The organism is Bradyrhizobium sp. 18BD (assembly GCF_054185225.1).
On the sequence record NZ_JAVAYL010000026.1, the window covers coordinates 17,722 to 35,010 of the forward strand.

Genomic DNA, 17,289 nt, shown 5'->3' on the forward strand with positions numbered 1-17,289 from the left:
CGCGGAACGCCTTTATTTATAGATGTTTTCGACGATGCCGCACGGCAGCGACAAGGCCTGCCATGCAAGATTGACGCAGATCGATCCAATTCAGGCATGGATCAATGCCGAACGTAGATCGATGGAGGAGGCGCAAGCAAAAACACGAGAGCCGCGGGATCGCGATCCCGCGGCTCTCTTGCGTTGGAGGAGATACGATGGCGTCAGCGCGAATGTGCGGCGCTGAGCTGCCCGTTCGCCGCCGCGACATCGCGGGAGGGACGCAGCGCATAAGCGCCGTCGCCAAGCAGGGCCTGCGCCGCGAGCGCGATCGCCCAGAAGGCGGGGAATTCCCAGCCGCCCTTCGGATTGGTGAAGAAGAAGCCGGCGGCCCCGTGCACGGTGAAGATCGCACCGAGCAGGATCGGGATGCCGGCCAGCGCCGCGTAGCGGGTCCAGACGCCGAGGATCAGGGCAACGCCGCTGAGGACCTCGACGGTCATGATGAGGTAAGCGAGCTCGGGCGGGAAGCCGAGGCTGCCGAAGAACTTTGCGGTTCCGGCCGGGGTGAAGACGAACAGCTTCAGGCTGGCATGGGCGAGGAAAAGCGCGCCCAGCGTCACGCGCAGCACCAGCGCGGCGTAGGGAGCGGTACGGGAATCGATCATGGCGGTCTCCTTTGCTGCACTGCGCTATGATCTATTCCCGTTCAAATGATAATCGGCTATTCTGGAATTATAGCTCACACCAATAGAGTGAGATCGATGCTCGACCGTCTGACCAGCCTGGAAGTCTTCGCCAAGGTGGCGGCACTCGGCAGCCTGTCGGGTGCGGCCCGGGCCATGGGCCTGTCACAGACCATGGTGACCAAGCATGTCGCCGCCCTCGAGGCGCGGCTGGGCACAAAACTGTTCCACCGCACCACACGGCGCCTCTCCATTACCGAGGCCGGGCGGAGCTATCTGGAATCCTCCGAGCGCATCCTCGCCGACATGGAAGCCGCCGACGCCGCGGTCGCGCGCGAGCGCATCGAGCCCCGCGGGCTGCTGCGGGTCAACGTGCCCGTCGTGTTCGGCACGCGGCAGATCGCGCCCGCGATCGCGGAGTTCTCGGAGGCCCATCCCGAGGTCACGGTCGAGCTCGGCCTCAACGACCGTCTCGTCGACCTCGCCGAGGAAGGCTGGGACCTCGCGATCCGCATCGGCAAGCTGCGCAACTCCAGCATGGTCGCGCGGCGGCTCGCACCGAACCGCCTCGTGGTCTGCGCCGCGCCTTCGTACCTTGCGAAGCATGGCACGCCGCGCAGTGTCGCCGATCTCGCGGCTCATAATTGTCTCGGCTACACGCTCTCGCAGCAGGCGAGCGCGGCGGAATGGCTGTTCGGCGTCGACGGCGAGATCCGCGTCCAGGTCAGCGGCAGCTTGCGCGCCAACAATGGCGATGCGCTGCGCGCGGCGACGCTGGCCGGCCTCGGCCTCGCGCGACAGCCGACCTTCATCATCGCCGATGATTTGCGCGCCGGCGCACTTGTCGCGCTCCCGCTCGACCAGCCGGAAATCCAGACCTCGGCGGTGCATGCGGTGTATCTGCCCGACCGCCGGCCGCCGGCGAAGGTGCGCGCCTTCATCGACTTTCTCGCGGCGCGTTTTGCGCCCGACCCGCCCTGGGATCGTGGACTGTTCTGACGGCACACGGACTGGCGCGCCAGCCCCGGCAGATCCCCTGCCCCATTTTGCCGCACGCGCATGCGTGAGCTAGCGCACAGACAGCCTCATGGCAGGCGACTAGAAAAGGTGACATCCTCGCGCCCATTGCCGATGGAGGTGACACCATGCGCCGTCCAGTCCTCAGTCATTTATTCCTTGCATCCAGCCTTCTTGCCCTCACCCAGTTGATGACGCCGACAGAGGCCGCCGCCGAAGCGCGGCTCGCACTCGTCATCGGCCAATCCGCCTATCGCACGGTGCCGGAGCTGCCCAACGCGGCCAACGATGCCAAGGGCATGACGGAGCTGCTCGGCAATGCCGGCTTCACCGTCACCACGGCCGCCGATCTCGGGCAGAGCGAGATGCGCACGGCGATCTCGGATTTCGCCGGCCGGGTCAGCGCCAGCGGCTCCGACACCGTCGCGCTGGTGTTCTATGCCGGCCACGGCCTGCAGATCGACGGCGAGAATTATCTGGTGCCTGTTGATCTCGATCCCAAGCGCGAGGCGGATATTCCGCTCCAGGGCGTGCGGCTGAACGATCTGCTCAACACGCTCGGTGCGCTGCCGACGCGGGCGCGCATCTTCATGCTCGATGCCTGCCGCAACAATCCATTCCCCGCGCTTAGCGGCGCCGGCCATGGCCTGGCGATCGTCGACACCAAGGCCGGCGCGCCCGGCTCCTTCATCTCCTATTCGACCTCGCCCGGTGCCGAGGCCGAGGATGGCACGGGCATCGACAGCCCCTACACCACGGCCGCGCTGACCATCGCCAAGCAGCCGAACCTGCCCATCGAAGAAGTGTTCAAGCGCATCCGCGTCGCCGTGGCGCAGTCGACCGACGGGCGGCAGATCCCGTGGGAAAGCTCCTCGCTGACCACCGACTTCAAGTTCTTCGGCGGCGACAGCAGCAGTCAGCAGCCTGCTCTTCCGGGCGCATCCGCGATGGCGCTCGCCAGCGGCACGCGCAGCGTCGCGGACTGGCGCAAGGATTTGCAGGGCAAGGACGCCAAGGTCGCCTATGAGCTCGTGATCACTGACGACACCGTGGAGGCGTATCAGGCCTATATCGAGCTCTACGCGCAGGACACCCGCACGCCGCGCATTCGCACGGTGCTGGAGCGCCGGCGCCAGATGCTGGCCTGGGAGCGCGCGACCGCGATCAACACCCGCGCCTCGTTCGAGGCCTATCTCAACAATTGGGACAACAGCGATCTCGCCGCGACCGCGCGCCGGCTGCTGCTCCGCGTGCAGAACCGCAACTATGCCGGGCCGGTGGCCGCTGCGGCGGCGCCTGCACCGGTCGCCGTCGCGATGGCGCCGACCTGCCCATGCTCGACGCCATCGACACCGGCCTCGCCGGTTAACCCCGAAGTGGCGCCGATCATCAAGAAGCGCGTCGACGACACGCCGCCAAAGCGCAAGGTCGACGAGACCCCGCCGAAGCGCAAGGTCGTCGAGACGCCGCCGAAGCCGCGCCGTCCGCCGCCGGACGAAGTGGTCTATGAGCGCGCCCCGCCACCGGATCGTGGTCCGCCGCCCGAGGCGATCGGCGTCGGAATCGGGATCGGTCTCGGCATGGGTATGGGCATGGGCGGCCGCGGCGGCGGAATGGGCCACGGCGACTACAATCGCGGCGGCAGGTATTGAGAGGACGTTGCCCGATACGGAGGAGATATCTCTCCTCCGACATTGAGACAGTGAAGTCTCTCGTGCCCCGGACGCAGTGCAGCGCGCAGCGGTGCACTGCAGAGCCGGGGCCCATTCTTACCTTGATCGCGACCTTCTGGGTCCCGGCTCTGCGCAGCAGCGCTACGCGCTGCAGCGCGTCCGGGACACGAGAGCGATGGATATTCTCCAACTGCCTTATCCCCGAAATGCTGTAGTCTGATCGGCCGACACTCGCCTTTCCGGGGACCTCGATGCCGCAAGACTCGCACGCCAAGCACGCATGGCCGCTGTTCCGCTCGCTTGCGTCCTATTCCCTGCCGGGCGATTTCATGGCGGGGCTGACGTTGGCGGCGATTGCGATTCCTGAGCAGATGGCGACCGCGCGGCTCGGCGGTTTTGCGCCGCAGGTCGGCTTCTTCGCCTTCATGGCGGGTTCGCTCGGCTTTGCCCTGCTCGGCGGCAATCGCTTTTTGTCCTGCGGCGCCGATTCCACGATCACGCCGATCTTCGCCGGCGGGCTCGCCGCACTCGCTGCCGCCGGGACGCCCGAATATCAGGGCCTTGCGATTGCGCTGGCGCTGATGGTCGGCGCGATGATGCTGGCTAGCGGCGCCTTTCGCCTTGGCGGCATCGCCAATTTGCTGTCGGTGCCGGTCATGGTCGGCTTCCTCGCCGGCATCTCCGTCCACATCATCGTGTCGCAGCTACCGGGCGTGCTGGGACTGGAGTCGCCGAGTGGGCCGACGCTCGATCGCATCGGCGTGCTCGCGCGCGAGCTCGGCCACACCAATCCCTTCACGCTCTTCATCGGATTCGGCGTGCTGGCCGCGGTCTTCATTTGCGAGATGATCAGCGCAAAGATTCCGGGCGCACTGATCGGGCTCGTCGCGGCGACGCTGGCCACGATTGCGCTTGGCCTCGAAAGCAAGGGCGTCAACGTCGTCGGCAGCGTGCCGGGTACACTGCCACGGCCGACCTTGCCCGATCTTGCGCCGGAACTGTGGGTACGCCTCGTCCCGCTCGCCTTCGTCATCACCGTCGTGGTGATGGTGCAGACGGCGGCGACGACGCGGTCGTTTCCGTCCGATCCCGACAAGCCCGCCGATGTCGATCGCGATTTCCTCGGCGCGGGCGCCGGCAGCGTGCTGTCCGGCCTGTTCGGCGCCTTTCCGGTCAATGCCAGCCCGCCGCGCACGGGCATCGTCGCCGAGACCGGCGGGCAATCGCAGCTCGCAGGCCTTGCCGCAGCAGTGATCGTGCTGGCGCTGCTCGCATTCGGCACGGGCCTACTGCAGCACGTCCCTGACGCAGCGCTCGGCGGCATCCTGCTGTTCGTCGCGCTGCGCATCATCCGCGTGAAGCAGATCGTCACGATCTATCGGCAGTCCTTCAGCGAATTCCTGCTGATCGCCGCCACCGCCGCGCTGATCATCGTGCTGCCGATCCAGCAGGGCGCGTTCCTCGGCATCGTGCTGTCGCTGCTGCACGGCATCTGGAGCACGACGCGCGCGCGGCTGGTCGAGTTCGAGCGGGTGCCCGGCACCACGATCTGGTGGCCGGCGCATCCGCACATCACCGGCGAGCGCATCAACGGCGTCGCCGTGATCGGGCTGCAGGCGCCGCTGTCCTTCCTCAACGCGCCGGGCTTTCGCAGCGACGTAACCAAGGTGCTGGGCACCACGACGCCGCAACTGCTGGTGCTGGAGGCGAGCGGCATGGTCGAGATCGACTTCACCGCCGCGCAGATCCTGCTCGACGTCTTCAAGGTGTGCAACGCGCAAGGCGTGACGGTGGCGCTGGCGCGGCTGGAATCCGTACGCGCGCAGGACGCGTTCGAACGCTTCAGACTGTTCGACGCCCTGCCCCGCGAGCACGTCTTCCACAGCGTGGACGAGGCCGTGCGCAAGCTGGCGAAGTAGTCGCCCTCACTGCGCCAGTGTCGGGTGATCCCGCTGCACCGTCTCGCGGATCCAGGCGGCATGGATCGCGCGAAACAGGATCTGCGCGGTCTTGAGGTCGTTCGCCGTCATGCAGAGATTGACGATGCGATGGACCGCGTCGTCGCGCATCAAGCCATCCGAGATCTTCATCGCGATCTCCATCGCGACCTTGGCAGCGCGCTCGTAGCGATCGCTTTCACGCTGGTCGTTGCGCGCGGACCCTGCCGCGCTCGCGGCTGCGGCCTCGCAGATGGCGCGGATACGATCGGTGGCCTCGATGTCGCCAAGTGGCCCTTTGATCGCTTCGTCCCAGATATCCGCCGGCTTCCGCTTCGCGAACCACTTCATCGCCCCGCCACCCGTGGCTTCGGGCCACCACATTGTCGAGCTTCAGCTCCACCCAGCATAGAGAATCGCAGTGTGGTCGGCGAGGCGGTTTTTTCCGCCGCAGCCTGGGCTTGCGACGCGCTCATGAGGTCCGGCGTGGCCCGATCGCCTCGAACTGTGCCTTCTGCTCGTCGTTCAACGTGGCATAGAAATCTTCGAGCGCAGCGCGCACCGATTTGACGCCGTCCAGCATCATGTCGAGCCGCTTGTGGGCCGCAGCCATGCGCGCCGGCGGCGTCAACACGTCGGTGGGCTGACAGGCCGCCTTGAGCGACGCGCTGACCTTGGTACTGGTATCCTGGAGCACTTGCAGAGCAGCGCGCTGGGTGTCGTTGGGCTGAAGCCGTGCTTCGATTTCAGCGCCTGGCCAATCGAGTCCAACAGGCGTGCCGCAATTCTGCACCAGCGATGCATTGGCGTTGCTGGAAGCCGCTGCGCGGCGCTGGTCCTCGGCCAACGCATTGAAACGTGCCTTCTGCTCGTCGGTGAGCGACCCGTAGAATCTGTCGAGCGCCGGTTGCACCAGTTCGACAGCCTTCACCATCGTCTCGACACGCTGCTGCATCGCCGCCAAACGACCGGGCGCCGTGGCCGCGACTTGCGTTGGGCATGATGCGCGGATGATCCCCGCCGCCTGCATCGAGGCATTACCGAGAGCATCGAGATCGGCGCCCTGCGCGTCCGTCGGCTGCACCGCATCCGCGATCTGGTCGACCGGAAGGCCGGTGATCTCGCGTCGGTCGCTGCCGCAAAGCTGATCGAGCGGAACGCCTCGCGCTTGCCGTCGTCCGTAAGCACGCTGCGGCAGATAGGTTGCGAGGCGGTCATAGCCATAGGGGCCGAAGAGGCCGGCATAGATGTCCGGATAGCCGTAGCCCCAGAAGCCGAGGCCGTCGCCCCAGATGGTGTAGTCGTAGAGATCGTTATAGGCGAAGGGCCAGAACAGCGGTCCGACCCAGCCATAGAAGCCGCCGGGGTGCTGCCACCATCCGCTGTTTGCGCCGTGCCAGCCGGCGAGCGCGGCGGCGGCGGCAATCTGCGCCCGCGCCGCCGGATTGCCGATCAGCCGGCCATTGCGGAAGGTGCTGGCGTGGAAGTTGAAGGCATTGCGAAAATTCGCAGGACGGACGGCCGCATTGCGGATCTGACCGAAACTCGGACCACCATGTCGAGCTCCTGTTGCGAAGCGCAGTCCGCCATGATGGCCGCCACCGCCATGCGCGTGCCCGAATCCATGACCGCTAAAATGGCCGCCAAAATGACCGCCCCCACCATGATGGCCGCCACCATGGCCGCCTCCGTGCCCACCGCCATGACCGCCTCCGCCATGACCGCCGCCGCCATGACCGCCGCCGCCATGACCGCCGCCGCCATGACCGCCGCCGCCCTTGGCCAGAGCCGTGCCGGCAAGCATGCAGGCAAGCGCCATCACGGCAATTCCAATGACCGGTCGCAACATCGCATCCTCCCGAGAGCGCCGCGCCATTTGAGGCACCGGAAGCTGACGGGAATGGAACCTGCCTGGTGGCCGAAAGTTCCGCGACCGCGACGCAGCAGGCGCGCTACGCCTCCGGCACGATCTTGCCGGGGTTGAGGATGTTGAGCGGATCGAGCGCCTTCTTCAACGCCCGCATCGCCTCGATCGCCTCGGGGCCGAGTTCAGCCTTGAGATATTTCTGCTTGCCCTGGCCGATGCCGTGCTCGCCGGTGCAGGTGCCGTCCATCGCCTGTGCGCGCTCGACGAGGCGATGCATGAACTCCTCGCCGCGCGCCATTTCGGCCGCATCGTTGGTGTCGCACACCAGCGAGCAGTGGAAATTGCCGTCACCGACATGGCCGACGATCGGCGACAACAGGTTCAGGCGCTTGAGATCTTCCTCGGTCTCGCTGACGCAGTCGGCAAGGCGCGAGATCGGCACGCAGACGTCGGTTGCGACCACGCCGATGCTGTCGCCGGGGCGCAGCGCCTTGACGGACCAGTAAGCGTCGTGCCGCGCCTGCCACAGTTTTGTGCGATCCTCCGGCTTGGTGGTCCAGGAGAAATCGCCACCGCCGCATTCCTTGGCGATCTCGCCGAACGCCTTGGATTGCGCGTCGACCTCGATCTCGCTGCCGTGGAATTCCATCAACAGCAGCGGCGTCTCCGGCAGCGTCAGCTTCGAATAGGCGTTGCAGGCCTTCACCTGCGCGGTGTTCAGCAGCTCGATGCGCGCCACGGGAATGCCGGTCTGGATCGCCATGATCACGGCCTGACACGCCCCGTGCACGGTCTCGAACGACACCGCGGCCGCCGCGATGGTCTCGGGAATGCCGCGGAGCCGAATGGTCAACTCGGAGATGATGCCGAGCGTGCCTTCGGCGCCGACGAACAGATGCGTCAGATCATAGCCGGCGGACGACTTCTTGGCGCGCGTGCCCGTGGTGATGATCTCGCCATCGCCGCGCACCACCTTCAGCGCCAGCACGCTGTCGCGCATGGTGCCGTAGCGCACCGCGTTGGTGCCGGAAGCGCGGGTCGAGGCCATGCCGCCGAGGGAAGCATCGGCGCCGGGATCGATCGGAAAGAACAGGCCCTGGTCACGCAGATGCTCGTTGAGCGCCTTGCGGGTGACGCCGGGCTGGATCACGCAGTCGAGATCCTCGGCGTGCACCGCCAGCACCTTGTTCATGTCGCGCAGGTCGATCGAGATACCGCCAGCGGGCGCGTTGACCTGGCCCTCGAGCGAGGTGCCGGTGCCGAAGGGAATGACGGGGACGCGATTCTTGGCGCAGATCCGCACCACGTCCTGGATGTCGGCGGTCTCCTGCGCCATCACCACGCCGTCGGGCGGCTGGTTGACGATCCATGTGGTGGTATGGCCGTGCTGCTCGCGAACGGCCTGCGAGGTGATGAGGCGGTTGCCGAAGCGTGCGGCTAGCTGCTCCAGCGCGCTCGCGAGGGCTTTCGGCTCCGGCCGCGGCGGATTATTGGTGATGGTGGTGCCCACGGAAATTCCTCCCACGAGAAGTGACCGTGGCAAAGGACATATAACCGGTCAAGTCAAGGGACCGGACGCATAGCTTGGGAATGAAACATGCCGGAGAGTGCTACCACAGCCCCGACCGCCGAGCCGTTCCGCTCGTCGATCATGCAGATCGAGCCGCAATGGATCGACTATAACGGCCATCTCAACATGGCCTATTACAACGTGATGTTCGACCGGGCGATCGACGAGCTCTGGCTCGAGCTCGGCATGGGGCCGGCCTACAAGAAGGAGCGCCACGGCTCGACCTTCACCGCCGAATGCCATGTGCGCTATTTGCGCGAGATCCACCTCGGCGATCCCGTGCAGATCCTGATCTGGCTGCTGGAAACCGACAACAAGCGGCTGCACACATTCGAGGAGCTGCGGCACGCCACCGAGGGCTGGCTGTCGGCGACCTCCGAGAACATGTCGCTGCACATGGACATGAAGGCCCGGCGTGTGGCGCCGTTTCCGCCTGACGTTCAGGAGCGGGTTATGGCTGTCACCCGCGCCCATCGCGCCGTAGCGCGCCCCGAGGGCATCGGCCGGAACGTGGCGATGCCCTCGAAGAGATAGCGCTAGATCCTGCGTCCGCGGGCAAGGCCGACCACGGCCGAGACCAGGAAGAGGACGATCGCGATGAAGAAGATGATCTTGGCGATTTCGATCGAAGCGCCGGCGATGCCGCCAAAACCAAGGATACCTGCGATCAGTGCGATAACGAGAAACGTCACAACCCAGCCAAGCATGTCAAAACCTCTGTCTTGATGTCTGTCTGCGATCGGCGCACCTGACGCGCCTCACTTGCACGACAATCTCGACGCTGGAACGAAGGTTCCGGGCCAGGCGGGGCGGAAATTTGCACCGGCGGGAGGAACAAATCGACCTGCCCTGCACGTGGAAAACCCCTCCCCGGCGCCCCATATAGGCGCTAATCCCTGTTATGAAGGCTCCCTTCCGCCACCCCGCGGTGCCATCGTGGGGCCAATGATTCGCATGACCGAGCCGAACAAAATCACCAGCGTACCCGACCACCAGCCCGCAGCCGGCGGCATCGCCGCGCGTGCGCGCGCCTCCGTGGGCCCGAAATACCTGACCGGCCTCAATCCGGAGCAGCGCGAGGCGGTGGAGACGCTGGACGGTCCGGTCCTGGTGCTGGCCGGCGCCGGTACCGGCAAGACGCGCGTGCTGACCACGCGCATCGCCCATATCCTGAGCCAGGGCCGCGCCCGCCCCGCCGAGATCCTGTCGGTGACCTTCACCAACAAGGCCGCGCGCGAGATGAAGCACCGGCTCGGCCAGATGCTCGGCCACGCCGTCGAGGGCATGCCGTGGCTCGGCACCTTCCACTCCATCGGCGGCCGCATCCTGCGTTTCCATGCCGAGCTCGCGCAGCTCAAGTCGAACTTCACCGTGCTCGACGTCGACGACCAGGTCCGGCTGCTGAAGCAACTGTTGCAGGCCGAGAACATCGACGACAAGCGCTGGCCGGCGCGCATGCTGGCCGGCCTGATCGACGGCTGGAAGAACCGCGGCCTGATGCCGTCGCAGGTGCCGTCAGGCGAAGCCGCGATGTTTGCCAACGGCAAGGGCGGCAAGCTCTATGCGAGCTACCAGGAGCGGCTGAAGATCTTGAACGCCGCCGATTTTGGCGATCTGCTGCTGGAGAACATCCGGATCTTCCGCGAACATCCGGATATTTTGCGGCAGTATCAGCAGCGCTTCAAATTCATCCTGGTCGACGAGTATCAAGACACCAACGTCGCGCAGTATCTCTGGCTGCGGCTGTTGTCGCAGGCGCCGTCTTCCACCTCGCCCCGATTGCGGGGAGAGGTCGGATCGCAGAGCGATCCGGGTGAGGGGGACTCTCCAAGCACCGAGCTCGTGGAGACTCCCCCTCACCCCGACGCTCTCAGTGCGAGCGAAGCTCGTCACGACCCCGCAAGCGGGGCGAGGGAGCAGAAAGGCCCCACCAAGAACATCTGCTGCGTCGGCGACGATGACCAGTCGATTTATGGCTGGCGCGGCGCCGAGGTCGACAACATCCTGCGCTTCGAGCACGATTTCCCCGGCGCCAAGGTCATCCGCCTCGAGCGCAACTACCGATCGACGGGCCATATCCTCGCGGCCGCCTCGCATCTGATCGCGCATAACGAAGGCCGGCTCGGCAAGACGCTGCGCACCGAGGACCAGGACGGCGAGAAGGTCACGGTGACAGGCTCGTGGGATTCCGAAGAGGAGGCCCGCGGCATCGGCGAGGAGATCGAGCAGATCCAGCGTCAGGGCGAGAAGCTCAACGAGGTCGCCATTCTGGTACGCGCCTCCTACCAGATGCGCGAATTCGAAGATCGCTTCGTCACGCTCGGCCTGCCCTATCGCGTGATCGGCGGCCCGCGCTTCTATGAGCGCGCCGAAATCCGCGACGCGCTGGCGTATCTGCGCGTCATCAATTCGCCGGCCGACGATCTCGCATTCGAGCGCATCGTCAACGTGCCCAAGCGCGGCCTTGGCGATGCCACCGTGCAGATGCTGCACGACCACGCCCGCAAGCGCCGCATTCCGCTGTTCGAGGCGGCGCGCGCCGTGGTCGAGACCGACGAGTTGAAGCCGAAGGCGCGCGGATCCCTCCGCGACCTCGTGGCCCAGTTCGAGCGCTGGCGCGCCCAGCGCGAGGTCACCGCGCATACCGATCTCGCCCAGATCGTGCTCGACGAGAGCGGCTACACCGAGATGTGGCAGAAGGATCGCTCCGCTGACGCCGCGGGCCGGCTGGAGAACCTCAAAGAGCTCGTGCGCTCGATGGAGGAGTTCGAGAACCTGCAAGGCTTCCTGGAGCACATCTCGCTGGTGATGGACCGCGACGGCGGCGCCGAGGAAGACGCGGTGTCGCTGATGACGCTGCATTCGGCCAAGGGCCTTGAATTCGACAACGTGTTCCTGCCCGGCTGGGAGGAGGGCCTGTTCCCGAGCCAGCGCACGCTGGACGAACAGGGCCGCGCCGGCCTCGAGGAAGAGCGCCGGCTCGGCCATGTCGGCCTGACCCGCGCCCGTCGCCGCGCGATGATTTATTTCGCGACCAACCGGCGTATCCATGGCACCTGGTCGACCACGATCCCATCGCGCTTCCTCGACGAATTGCCGGCGGCCAATGTCGAGATCACGGAAGCCAAGGGCGGCTCGGCCTGGGGCGGCACCGGCGGCTATGGCGCCTCGCGCTTCGACGACATGGAGGCGTTCGGCTCGACCTATGCGACGCCGGGGTGGCAGCGCGCTCAGGCCAACCGCAACCGCGGCGGCGGCGGTGGCGGTCGCGGCGGATTCGAGGAAGAGGCCGCAACGTTCTCGTCCTCTTCGTCATCCGGCCCCGATTTCGGCAGCTTCTCCTCGCGCCGCCGCGGGCCGCTGACGATCGAGGGCGAGCTGGTCGCCAAATCGACCGGCACCACCTCGGAGTTCGCGCTCTCCGACCGTGTCTTCCACCAGAAATTCGGCTACGGCCGCGTCACCAAGATCGACGGCAACAAGCTCACCATCGCCTTCGACAAGGCCGGCGAGAAGAAGGTCGTGGACAGCTTTGTGCAGCGGGCGTGAGACCGCCCCCGCACGCAAGGCGATCCGCTCAGCCGTTCAGGATGTTGGCGCCCTGGTCGTAGATCAGCTGGTCGACGTGCCCGGCACCAGGCGCGATGTCGAGCCGCCAGCCCAGCGCCACATCGAGGCTCGAGGCCAGCTTCGTACAGTGCTCGAAATGCCAGAGGCCACGTGCGAGGCGGTGCGGCCCCTGGGCCATCGCCTCGTCCCAGCGCGGCAGGTCGGGCGCATCAGGATCGTTGTCGGCATCGCCCAGCAAGATGACGAGCGAGCGCCCCAGATACCTCCGCAAATCACTTGAGCCGAGGCCAATCCCTCCCATGCCGTCCGGATAATCCTTGGCGAGGTCCGGCAGCATGTAGCATCCGCAATTGGCGGCAACGGCGACGTCGACGGAAGCGGCCTCGTTGAGCGCGAGATAGCGCAGGACGAATTGGGCCCCCGCGGAATTGCCGAACAGGCCGAAAGTCTGCCGGCTGGACCCGATCGCCTGCCGAACGTATTGAAACAGCCGGTCGATCACCCCGAAATTCCAGTGATCGCGCGGCAGGACCGTATTGTCCGGCGGCGGCCGCCGCACGCCGCCGAAATTGTATGCGGCGATGCCCGGGAACTGCACCGGATCGAACTCCGGCACCAGCACGATTTGCCCGTTGCGTTCGGCCTGAGGGACGAGCAGATCGCGAAACGCCGCGGCCGCGCGATCAACGCCGTGCATCGCCACGACGATGCGTGTGTGCGGACCGCTCGTTCGGGGGCAAAAGGAAAAGACCCGCATCGTGCGTGGCGAGGGGACCGCATCATCATCACGAAACACGAACGAGCCGGCGCCTTCAGCCAGAGTGAATTTGCTCAATTGCTTGCCTCCCAAGATGCGGTATTCATAATTGAATGAAACCCGGCGGCACAACCATCGAGGCCACCAGTCCTGCCATGCCTCACTACGTCGCCATCATCGAAGACGCCGACCCCGACGACGCCGTCAGCCTGTGGTTTCCCGACCTGCCGGGCTGCATTTCCGGCGGCGATGACGTCGACGAGGCCCTGGAGAATGCGCCTGAGGCGCTCGCGTTCTATGCGCAGGAGCTGAGCGAGGACGGCCGCGAGCTTCCTCCGCCGCGGGCGCTGGAGGAGCTCAAGGCCGATCCGGCGTTTGCCGAGGACCTCGGGAAACACACCGCCGTCCTGATCGAATGGCCGCCCCCGGCCGACGCGACCGAGTGAGGACTGTTCGCCGCACTGGCGCAACTCTCGACGGTTCTGGTCCGAACAGCCCTTGACCATCGCGAACTTCCCCGTATCAGATGCAGATATGGTCCGGGGCTCCATCACACTGATCTTGCTGGCATTGGGGATGCCGTCGCTTGCGGCGGCGGAGACCATGAGCTTTGGCGATTCGATCGGGCTGCTGGCCAAGAGCTGCGGCGCGGAAATCGTCGCCAATTGCCGCGGCGTCAATCCGGACTCGACCCGGCTGAAGGAATGCCTGTCGCGCAACCGCGACGTGCTGTCCCAGCAGTGCCAGAGCGATTATCTCGGCGCCTTCGACGCCATCCAGAAGCGCGTCGCCGCGCGCGTGACGGTTGCGAACGCCTGCCAGCGCGAGATCGTCAAGGTCTGCGGCGGCTCGACCAAGGAGACCAGCAAGTCGGTCCCCTGCCTGGTCTCGACGCCCAAGGGCATCAGCAACAACTGCCTGAAGGCCGTCGACGACGCGGGGTATCGCTGATGCGCGCGACCGGAATCGCCATCACGCTTGGCCTTGCCCTGCTCGCGGGCGCCGCAAATGCGCAGACCGCGGCGCCGACCCGCGACGACATCGTCGGCAAGCTCAACCATTTCGAACAGGCCGCCGAGGTCGACCTGCCCGCGCTGAAGCAGCAGGTGATGGAGCGCGCCAAGGCCAGGATCAAAAACGATCCCGGTCCGGTGAACCGGCCGCTGATCGCGCCTGACCTCGCGAACCTGCCCGCCTTCAACGCGCAGATCCAGTTCGACGCCGACACGCCGATCATCCAGCCGGCGTCCTACCAGACCGTCGGCCGCATCGCGGACGCGCTGGTTCACTCCTCGCTGCTGCCCTACACCTTCCTGATCGTCGGCCACGTCGAATCCAACTCGAAGACGCGCGAGGCCAATGCGATCCTGAGCCAGCGCCGGGCCGACGCCATCCGCGACGTGCTGGTGAACACGTTCAAGATCTCGACCAAGCGGCTGCATCCGGTCGGGCTCGGCGAAGAGCAGTTTCTCGACCGGGCCAAGCCGACCTCGGCCGTCAACGGGCAATTGCAGATCCTGACCTATGCCAAGGTCCCGGAGGAAGCGCCCGCGCATCCGGCTGCGGCACCTGCGCCTGCGGCGAAAAAGCCCGCCAAGAAGCGCTGAGGATCCGCGTCTCGGCGCCTGACGGAACCCTTTGAAGTCTTGACCGTTTTGTGACCTGTCTCACAGCGCGGCCGCAGGGTTTCGCGCGACACTTGAGCCAGTTTGTGCACCGCCCTATCCGGTGCTATAGCCTCTGTTCGTCCTTCCCCGCCCCCATGCTGCATGAGACTGAGATGGCTGGCTATTTTCAACGCCAACTGGCCGACTACGTCGAATATCATCGCGATCCCTGGAACTGCGCGATGCATGTCGTCGGCATCCTCCTGCTCTTCACCGGCGCCGTGCTGCCGCTGACCCTCGTGCATTTTTCCGTGTTCGGGGTCCAGGTGAGCCTGGCGGTGATCCTGGCCCTGCCGGTGCTGGTCTACTGGCTGATGCTGGACGCCGGGGTCGGGCTCGGCATCCTCGCCGCGATGATCGTGCTGCTTTCGGTCGCAACTGCAATCGGCAATCAGGTCTCGATCGTCATGATGTGGTCGATTTTTGCGGTGCTGATCGGATTTGGCGTAGCAGCGCAGATCGTTGGCCACAAGGTTTTCGAGGAACGGCAGCCGTCGATGGTGGACCATCCTACGCATTTCCTGCTCGGACCGATGTTTGTCATGGCGAAATTGTTCATTGCATTGGGCTTCCGTCGCGACCTTGCCGCGATTCTGGCGCCTGTTCAGACCAACTCTCTTTCAACCCGATAGCTCTAGAAGCGAAACAGCAAACCTTCTGCATGGCTCTCGTACTGGTTACCGGTGGCAGCGGCTTCATCGGACATCATCTGGTAGAAGTGCTCCGCGCCCGTGGGCAGCGGGTACGCGTTCTCGATGTTCGTGCGCCGGCCGCGGCGAACGCGGACGTCGAACATGTGCACGGTTCAGTGCTTGATGCCGCTGCTGTCGAGGCTGCGGTCGCCGGCGTCGATCAGGTCTATCACCTCGCCGGCCTGCCCGGCATGTGGGTTGCCAACAAGCAGGACTTTCACGAGGTCAATTGCCGCGGCACCGAAGTGGTGCTCGCAGCCGCAATGAAGCGCGGCGTGTCGCGCTTCCTGCACTGCTCGACGGAATCGATCCTGTTCCCCTATTCCAACCTCAACGGCATTGCTGCCGAGGAGGCGCTGCAGCCGGCCGACGCGATGCCTGGCGCCTATACGCGGTCGAAGTCGCTCGCCGAGCATCACGCCGCGAAGGCCGCAGCTAGCGGTTTCCCGCTCGTGATCGGCACGCCGACCATGCCGATCGGGGCCGCCGACCACAATCTGACGCCGCCGACCGCGATGCTCTGGTACTTTCTCCAGAAGAAGGTGCAGCCGCATCTCAACTTCCTGGTCAACCTCGTCGACGTGCGCGACGTCGCGATGGGCCTCGTGCTGACCATGGAGCGCGGCCGCATCGGCCAGCGCTACATTCTCGGCGGCGACTGCGTCCCGCTCGGCAACATCCTGCGGATGATGTCGGCGATGAGCGGCCGCCGGCAATATCCGGTCGTCGTGCCTGGCAAGATCGCCGAGCTCTCCGCGATCATGCTCGAATCCATCTCCGATCGCATCACCCGCCGGCCGCCCAACGGCACCGCCGAGGGCGTGCGCATTGCGCTCGCCGCAAGCGACCTTTCAATTGGTAAGGCCCGTAACGAGCTCGGCTATGCGCCGCGCCCGATCGAACCGGTCCTGCGCGAAACCATCACCCATCTGCTCGCCCGCAACGGCCAGCAGCCCTCCGGCGCCATCAAGCATCACGCGCTCTCCTCGCGCGCGGGCTGACGCCGCCGCCCAAACCAAAGAACCTTTCCGCATGTCCTTCGATTTCAGCAAGCTTCTCTCCGTGGCCTGGGGTGGCTGGACCACGACTTGGCCGACCGAACTCCTGGCCCTGATCTGGCTCGCCTTTCTCGCCAGCTGGGTAGGCGCCTCGTTCTGGCAGGGGCGGACCAAGAAGCAGGTCATGACGCTGGAGTCGCAGCGCTATCGCCTGCCGATCCTGGTCGGCGGCGTCCTGTACACGCCGTGGATTGCGGAGCTCCTGGGCTGGAAGCCACTCTGGGTGCTCGGCAACACCGGCATCTCCATCGCTGCGGTCCTCTCGGTCGCCGGCATCGCCTTCGCTTGGTGGGGCCGCCTGCATCTTGGAAAGTTCTGGTCCAACACCATCACCCACAAGGAAGACCACCGCGTCATCGACACCGGCCCCTACGGCATCGTGCGCCACCCGATCTACACGGGACTGATCTTCGGCATGCTCGTCACCGGCATCGCGATCGGCACCGTCACGACGATCCTCGGCGCCATCCTGATCTCGCTCGGCATGTGGCAGAAGGGCCGGATGGAAGAGGTGTTCCTGTCCAAGGAGCTCGGCGAAGACGCCTACGGCGCCTATTGCCGCCGCGTGCCGATGATCATTCCGTTCCTGTCGCCGCGGTGAAACGCGGGCGCCTTCCGTTTTCTCGTGCGACGCTACTGCTAGACCCGTCATCCTGAGGTGCGAGGAACGCGATGCACATGCATCGCGAGCCGAGCCTCGAAGGATGCACGGCCGAGATGCAGCCGGGCCGTCCATCCTTCGAGGCTCCCCATGTGGCGCGTTGCGCCCCATGGCTCGCACCTCAGGATGACGGGGATAGACTGGTAGGCGCGGAA

18 protein-coding genes are annotated in these 17,289 nt (G+C 65.7%); 11 read left to right on the forward strand and 7 right to left on the reverse strand.

Translation table 11 applies throughout. The features are described from left to right. Positions 1–203: 203 nt before the first annotated feature. On the reverse strand, positions 204–647 hold the full coding sequence (locus RAD16_RS34795; protein WP_326903715.1) for a DoxX family protein: 444 nt from the start codon (positions 645–647) through the stop codon (positions 204–206). Positions 648–743: 96 nt separating this feature from the next. On the opposite strand from RAD16_RS34795, the gene RAD16_RS34800 reads away from it, so the two are divergent. The 3 genes from RAD16_RS34800 to RAD16_RS34810 all read left to right on the forward strand — a co-directional run bounded on the left by RAD16_RS34800 (position 744) and on the right by RAD16_RS34810 (position 5,274). Beyond that, positions 744–1,664, forward strand: a complete 921-nt coding sequence (locus RAD16_RS34800) for a LysR family transcriptional regulator (protein WP_458162370.1) — start codon at positions 744–746, stop codon at positions 1,662–1,664. A gap of 146 nt (positions 1,665–1,810) precedes the next feature. Continuing rightward, the gene (locus tag RAD16_RS34805) at positions 1,811–3,334 is read left to right on the forward strand and encodes a caspase family protein (protein ID WP_458162371.1); all 1,524 of its coding nucleotides are present in this window, start codon (positions 1,811–1,813) and stop codon (positions 3,332–3,334) included. A 272-nt stretch (positions 3,335–3,606) separates the two neighbouring features. Beyond that, positions 3,607–5,274, forward strand: a complete 1,668-nt coding sequence (locus tag RAD16_RS34810) for a SulP family inorganic anion transporter (RefSeq protein WP_458162372.1) — start codon at positions 3,607–3,609, stop codon at positions 5,272–5,274. 6 nt (positions 5,275–5,280) lie between these two features. On the opposite strand, the gene RAD16_RS34815 is transcribed toward RAD16_RS34810, so the two are convergent. The 3 genes from RAD16_RS34815 to RAD16_RS34825 all read right to left on the reverse strand — a co-directional run bounded on the left by RAD16_RS34815 (position 5,281) and on the right by RAD16_RS34825 (position 8,669). Further along, a complete protein-coding gene (locus RAD16_RS34815) occupies positions 5,281–5,643 on the reverse strand; it encodes a hypothetical protein (protein WP_458162464.1) in 363 nt (120 codons plus the stop codon). A gap of 121 nt (positions 5,644–5,764) precedes the next feature. After that, positions 5,765–7,141, reverse strand: a complete 1,377-nt coding sequence (locus RAD16_RS34820) for a Spy/CpxP family protein refolding chaperone (RefSeq protein WP_458162373.1) — start codon at positions 7,139–7,141, stop codon at positions 5,765–5,767. Positions 7,142–7,244: 103 nt separating this feature from the next. Continuing rightward, complete coding sequence (locus RAD16_RS34825) at positions 7,245–8,669, reverse strand: FAD-binding oxidoreductase (RefSeq protein ID WP_458162374.1); 1,425 nt, start codon at positions 8,667–8,669, stop codon at positions 7,245–7,247. An 87-nt stretch (positions 8,670–8,756) separates the two neighbouring features. On the opposite strand from RAD16_RS34825, the gene RAD16_RS34830 reads away from it, so the two are divergent. After that, positions 8,757–9,263: a thioesterase family protein gene (locus RAD16_RS34830; RefSeq protein ID WP_458162375.1), complete on the forward strand. Its 507-nt coding sequence runs from the start codon at positions 8,757–8,759 to the stop codon at positions 9,261–9,263. A gap of 2 nt (positions 9,264–9,265) precedes the next feature. On the opposite strand, the gene RAD16_RS34835 is transcribed toward RAD16_RS34830, so the two are convergent. Beyond that, on the reverse strand, positions 9,266–9,436 hold the full coding sequence (locus RAD16_RS34835) for a DUF1328 domain-containing protein (RefSeq protein WP_458162376.1): 171 nt from the start codon (positions 9,434–9,436) through the stop codon (positions 9,266–9,268). Between the two features lie 238 nt (positions 9,437–9,674). Here RAD16_RS34835 and RAD16_RS34840 point away from each other — a divergent pair, with 238 nt between their 5' ends. Beyond that, positions 9,675–12,278: an ATP-dependent helicase gene (locus RAD16_RS34840; RefSeq protein WP_458162377.1), complete on the forward strand. Its 2,604-nt coding sequence runs from the start codon at positions 9,675–9,677 to the stop codon at positions 12,276–12,278. Positions 12,279–12,306: 28 nt separating this feature from the next. Here the strand turns inward: RAD16_RS34840 and RAD16_RS34845 are convergent, their stop codons facing one another. Then, a complete protein-coding gene (locus RAD16_RS34845; RefSeq protein ID WP_458162378.1) occupies positions 12,307–13,134 on the reverse strand; it encodes a hypothetical protein in 828 nt (275 codons plus the stop codon). Positions 13,135–13,211: 77 nt separating this feature from the next. On the opposite strand from RAD16_RS34845, the gene RAD16_RS34850 reads away from it, so the two are divergent. The 4 genes from RAD16_RS34850 (at position 13,212) to RAD16_RS34865 (ending at position 15,355) form a co-directional block, all read left to right on the forward strand. After that, complete coding sequence (locus RAD16_RS34850; protein ID WP_458162465.1) at positions 13,212–13,502, forward strand: type II toxin-antitoxin system HicB family antitoxin; 291 nt, start codon at positions 13,212–13,214, stop codon at positions 13,500–13,502. 88 nt (positions 13,503–13,590) lie between these two features. After that, a complete protein-coding gene (locus RAD16_RS34855; protein ID WP_458162379.1) occupies positions 13,591–14,007 on the forward strand; it encodes a hypothetical protein in 417 nt (138 codons plus the stop codon). After that, positions 14,007–14,663: an OmpA family protein gene (locus RAD16_RS34860; RefSeq protein ID WP_458162380.1), complete on the forward strand. Its 657-nt coding sequence runs from the start codon at positions 14,007–14,009 to the stop codon at positions 14,661–14,663. The genes RAD16_RS34855 and RAD16_RS34860 overlap by 1 nt, the downstream gene beginning before the upstream one ends. Positions 14,664–14,818: 155 nt before the next feature. Continuing rightward, positions 14,819–15,355, forward strand: coding sequence for an Mpo1 family 2-hydroxy fatty acid dioxygenase (locus RAD16_RS34865; protein WP_458162466.1), 537 nt, complete (start codon positions 14,819–14,821; stop codon positions 15,353–15,355). A gap of 2 nt (positions 15,356–15,357) precedes the next feature. Here RAD16_RS34865 and RAD16_RS34870 read toward each other — a convergent pair whose 3' ends face one another. Next, entirely contained in the window at positions 15,358–15,519 is a 162-nt protein-coding gene (locus RAD16_RS34870) for a hypothetical protein (protein WP_458162470.1), read from the reverse strand. Here RAD16_RS34870 and RAD16_RS34875 point away from each other — a divergent pair. Then, complete coding sequence (locus RAD16_RS34875) at positions 15,442–16,416, forward strand: NAD-dependent epimerase/dehydratase family protein (RefSeq protein WP_458162467.1); 975 nt, start codon at positions 15,442–15,444, stop codon at positions 16,414–16,416. The genes RAD16_RS34870 and RAD16_RS34875 overlap by 78 nt on opposite strands. Positions 16,417–16,447: 31 nt before the next feature. Then, entirely contained in the window at positions 16,448–17,074 is a 627-nt protein-coding gene (locus tag RAD16_RS34880; RefSeq protein WP_458162381.1) for a methyltransferase family protein, read from the forward strand. Positions 17,075–17,289 lie beyond the last annotated feature (215 nt).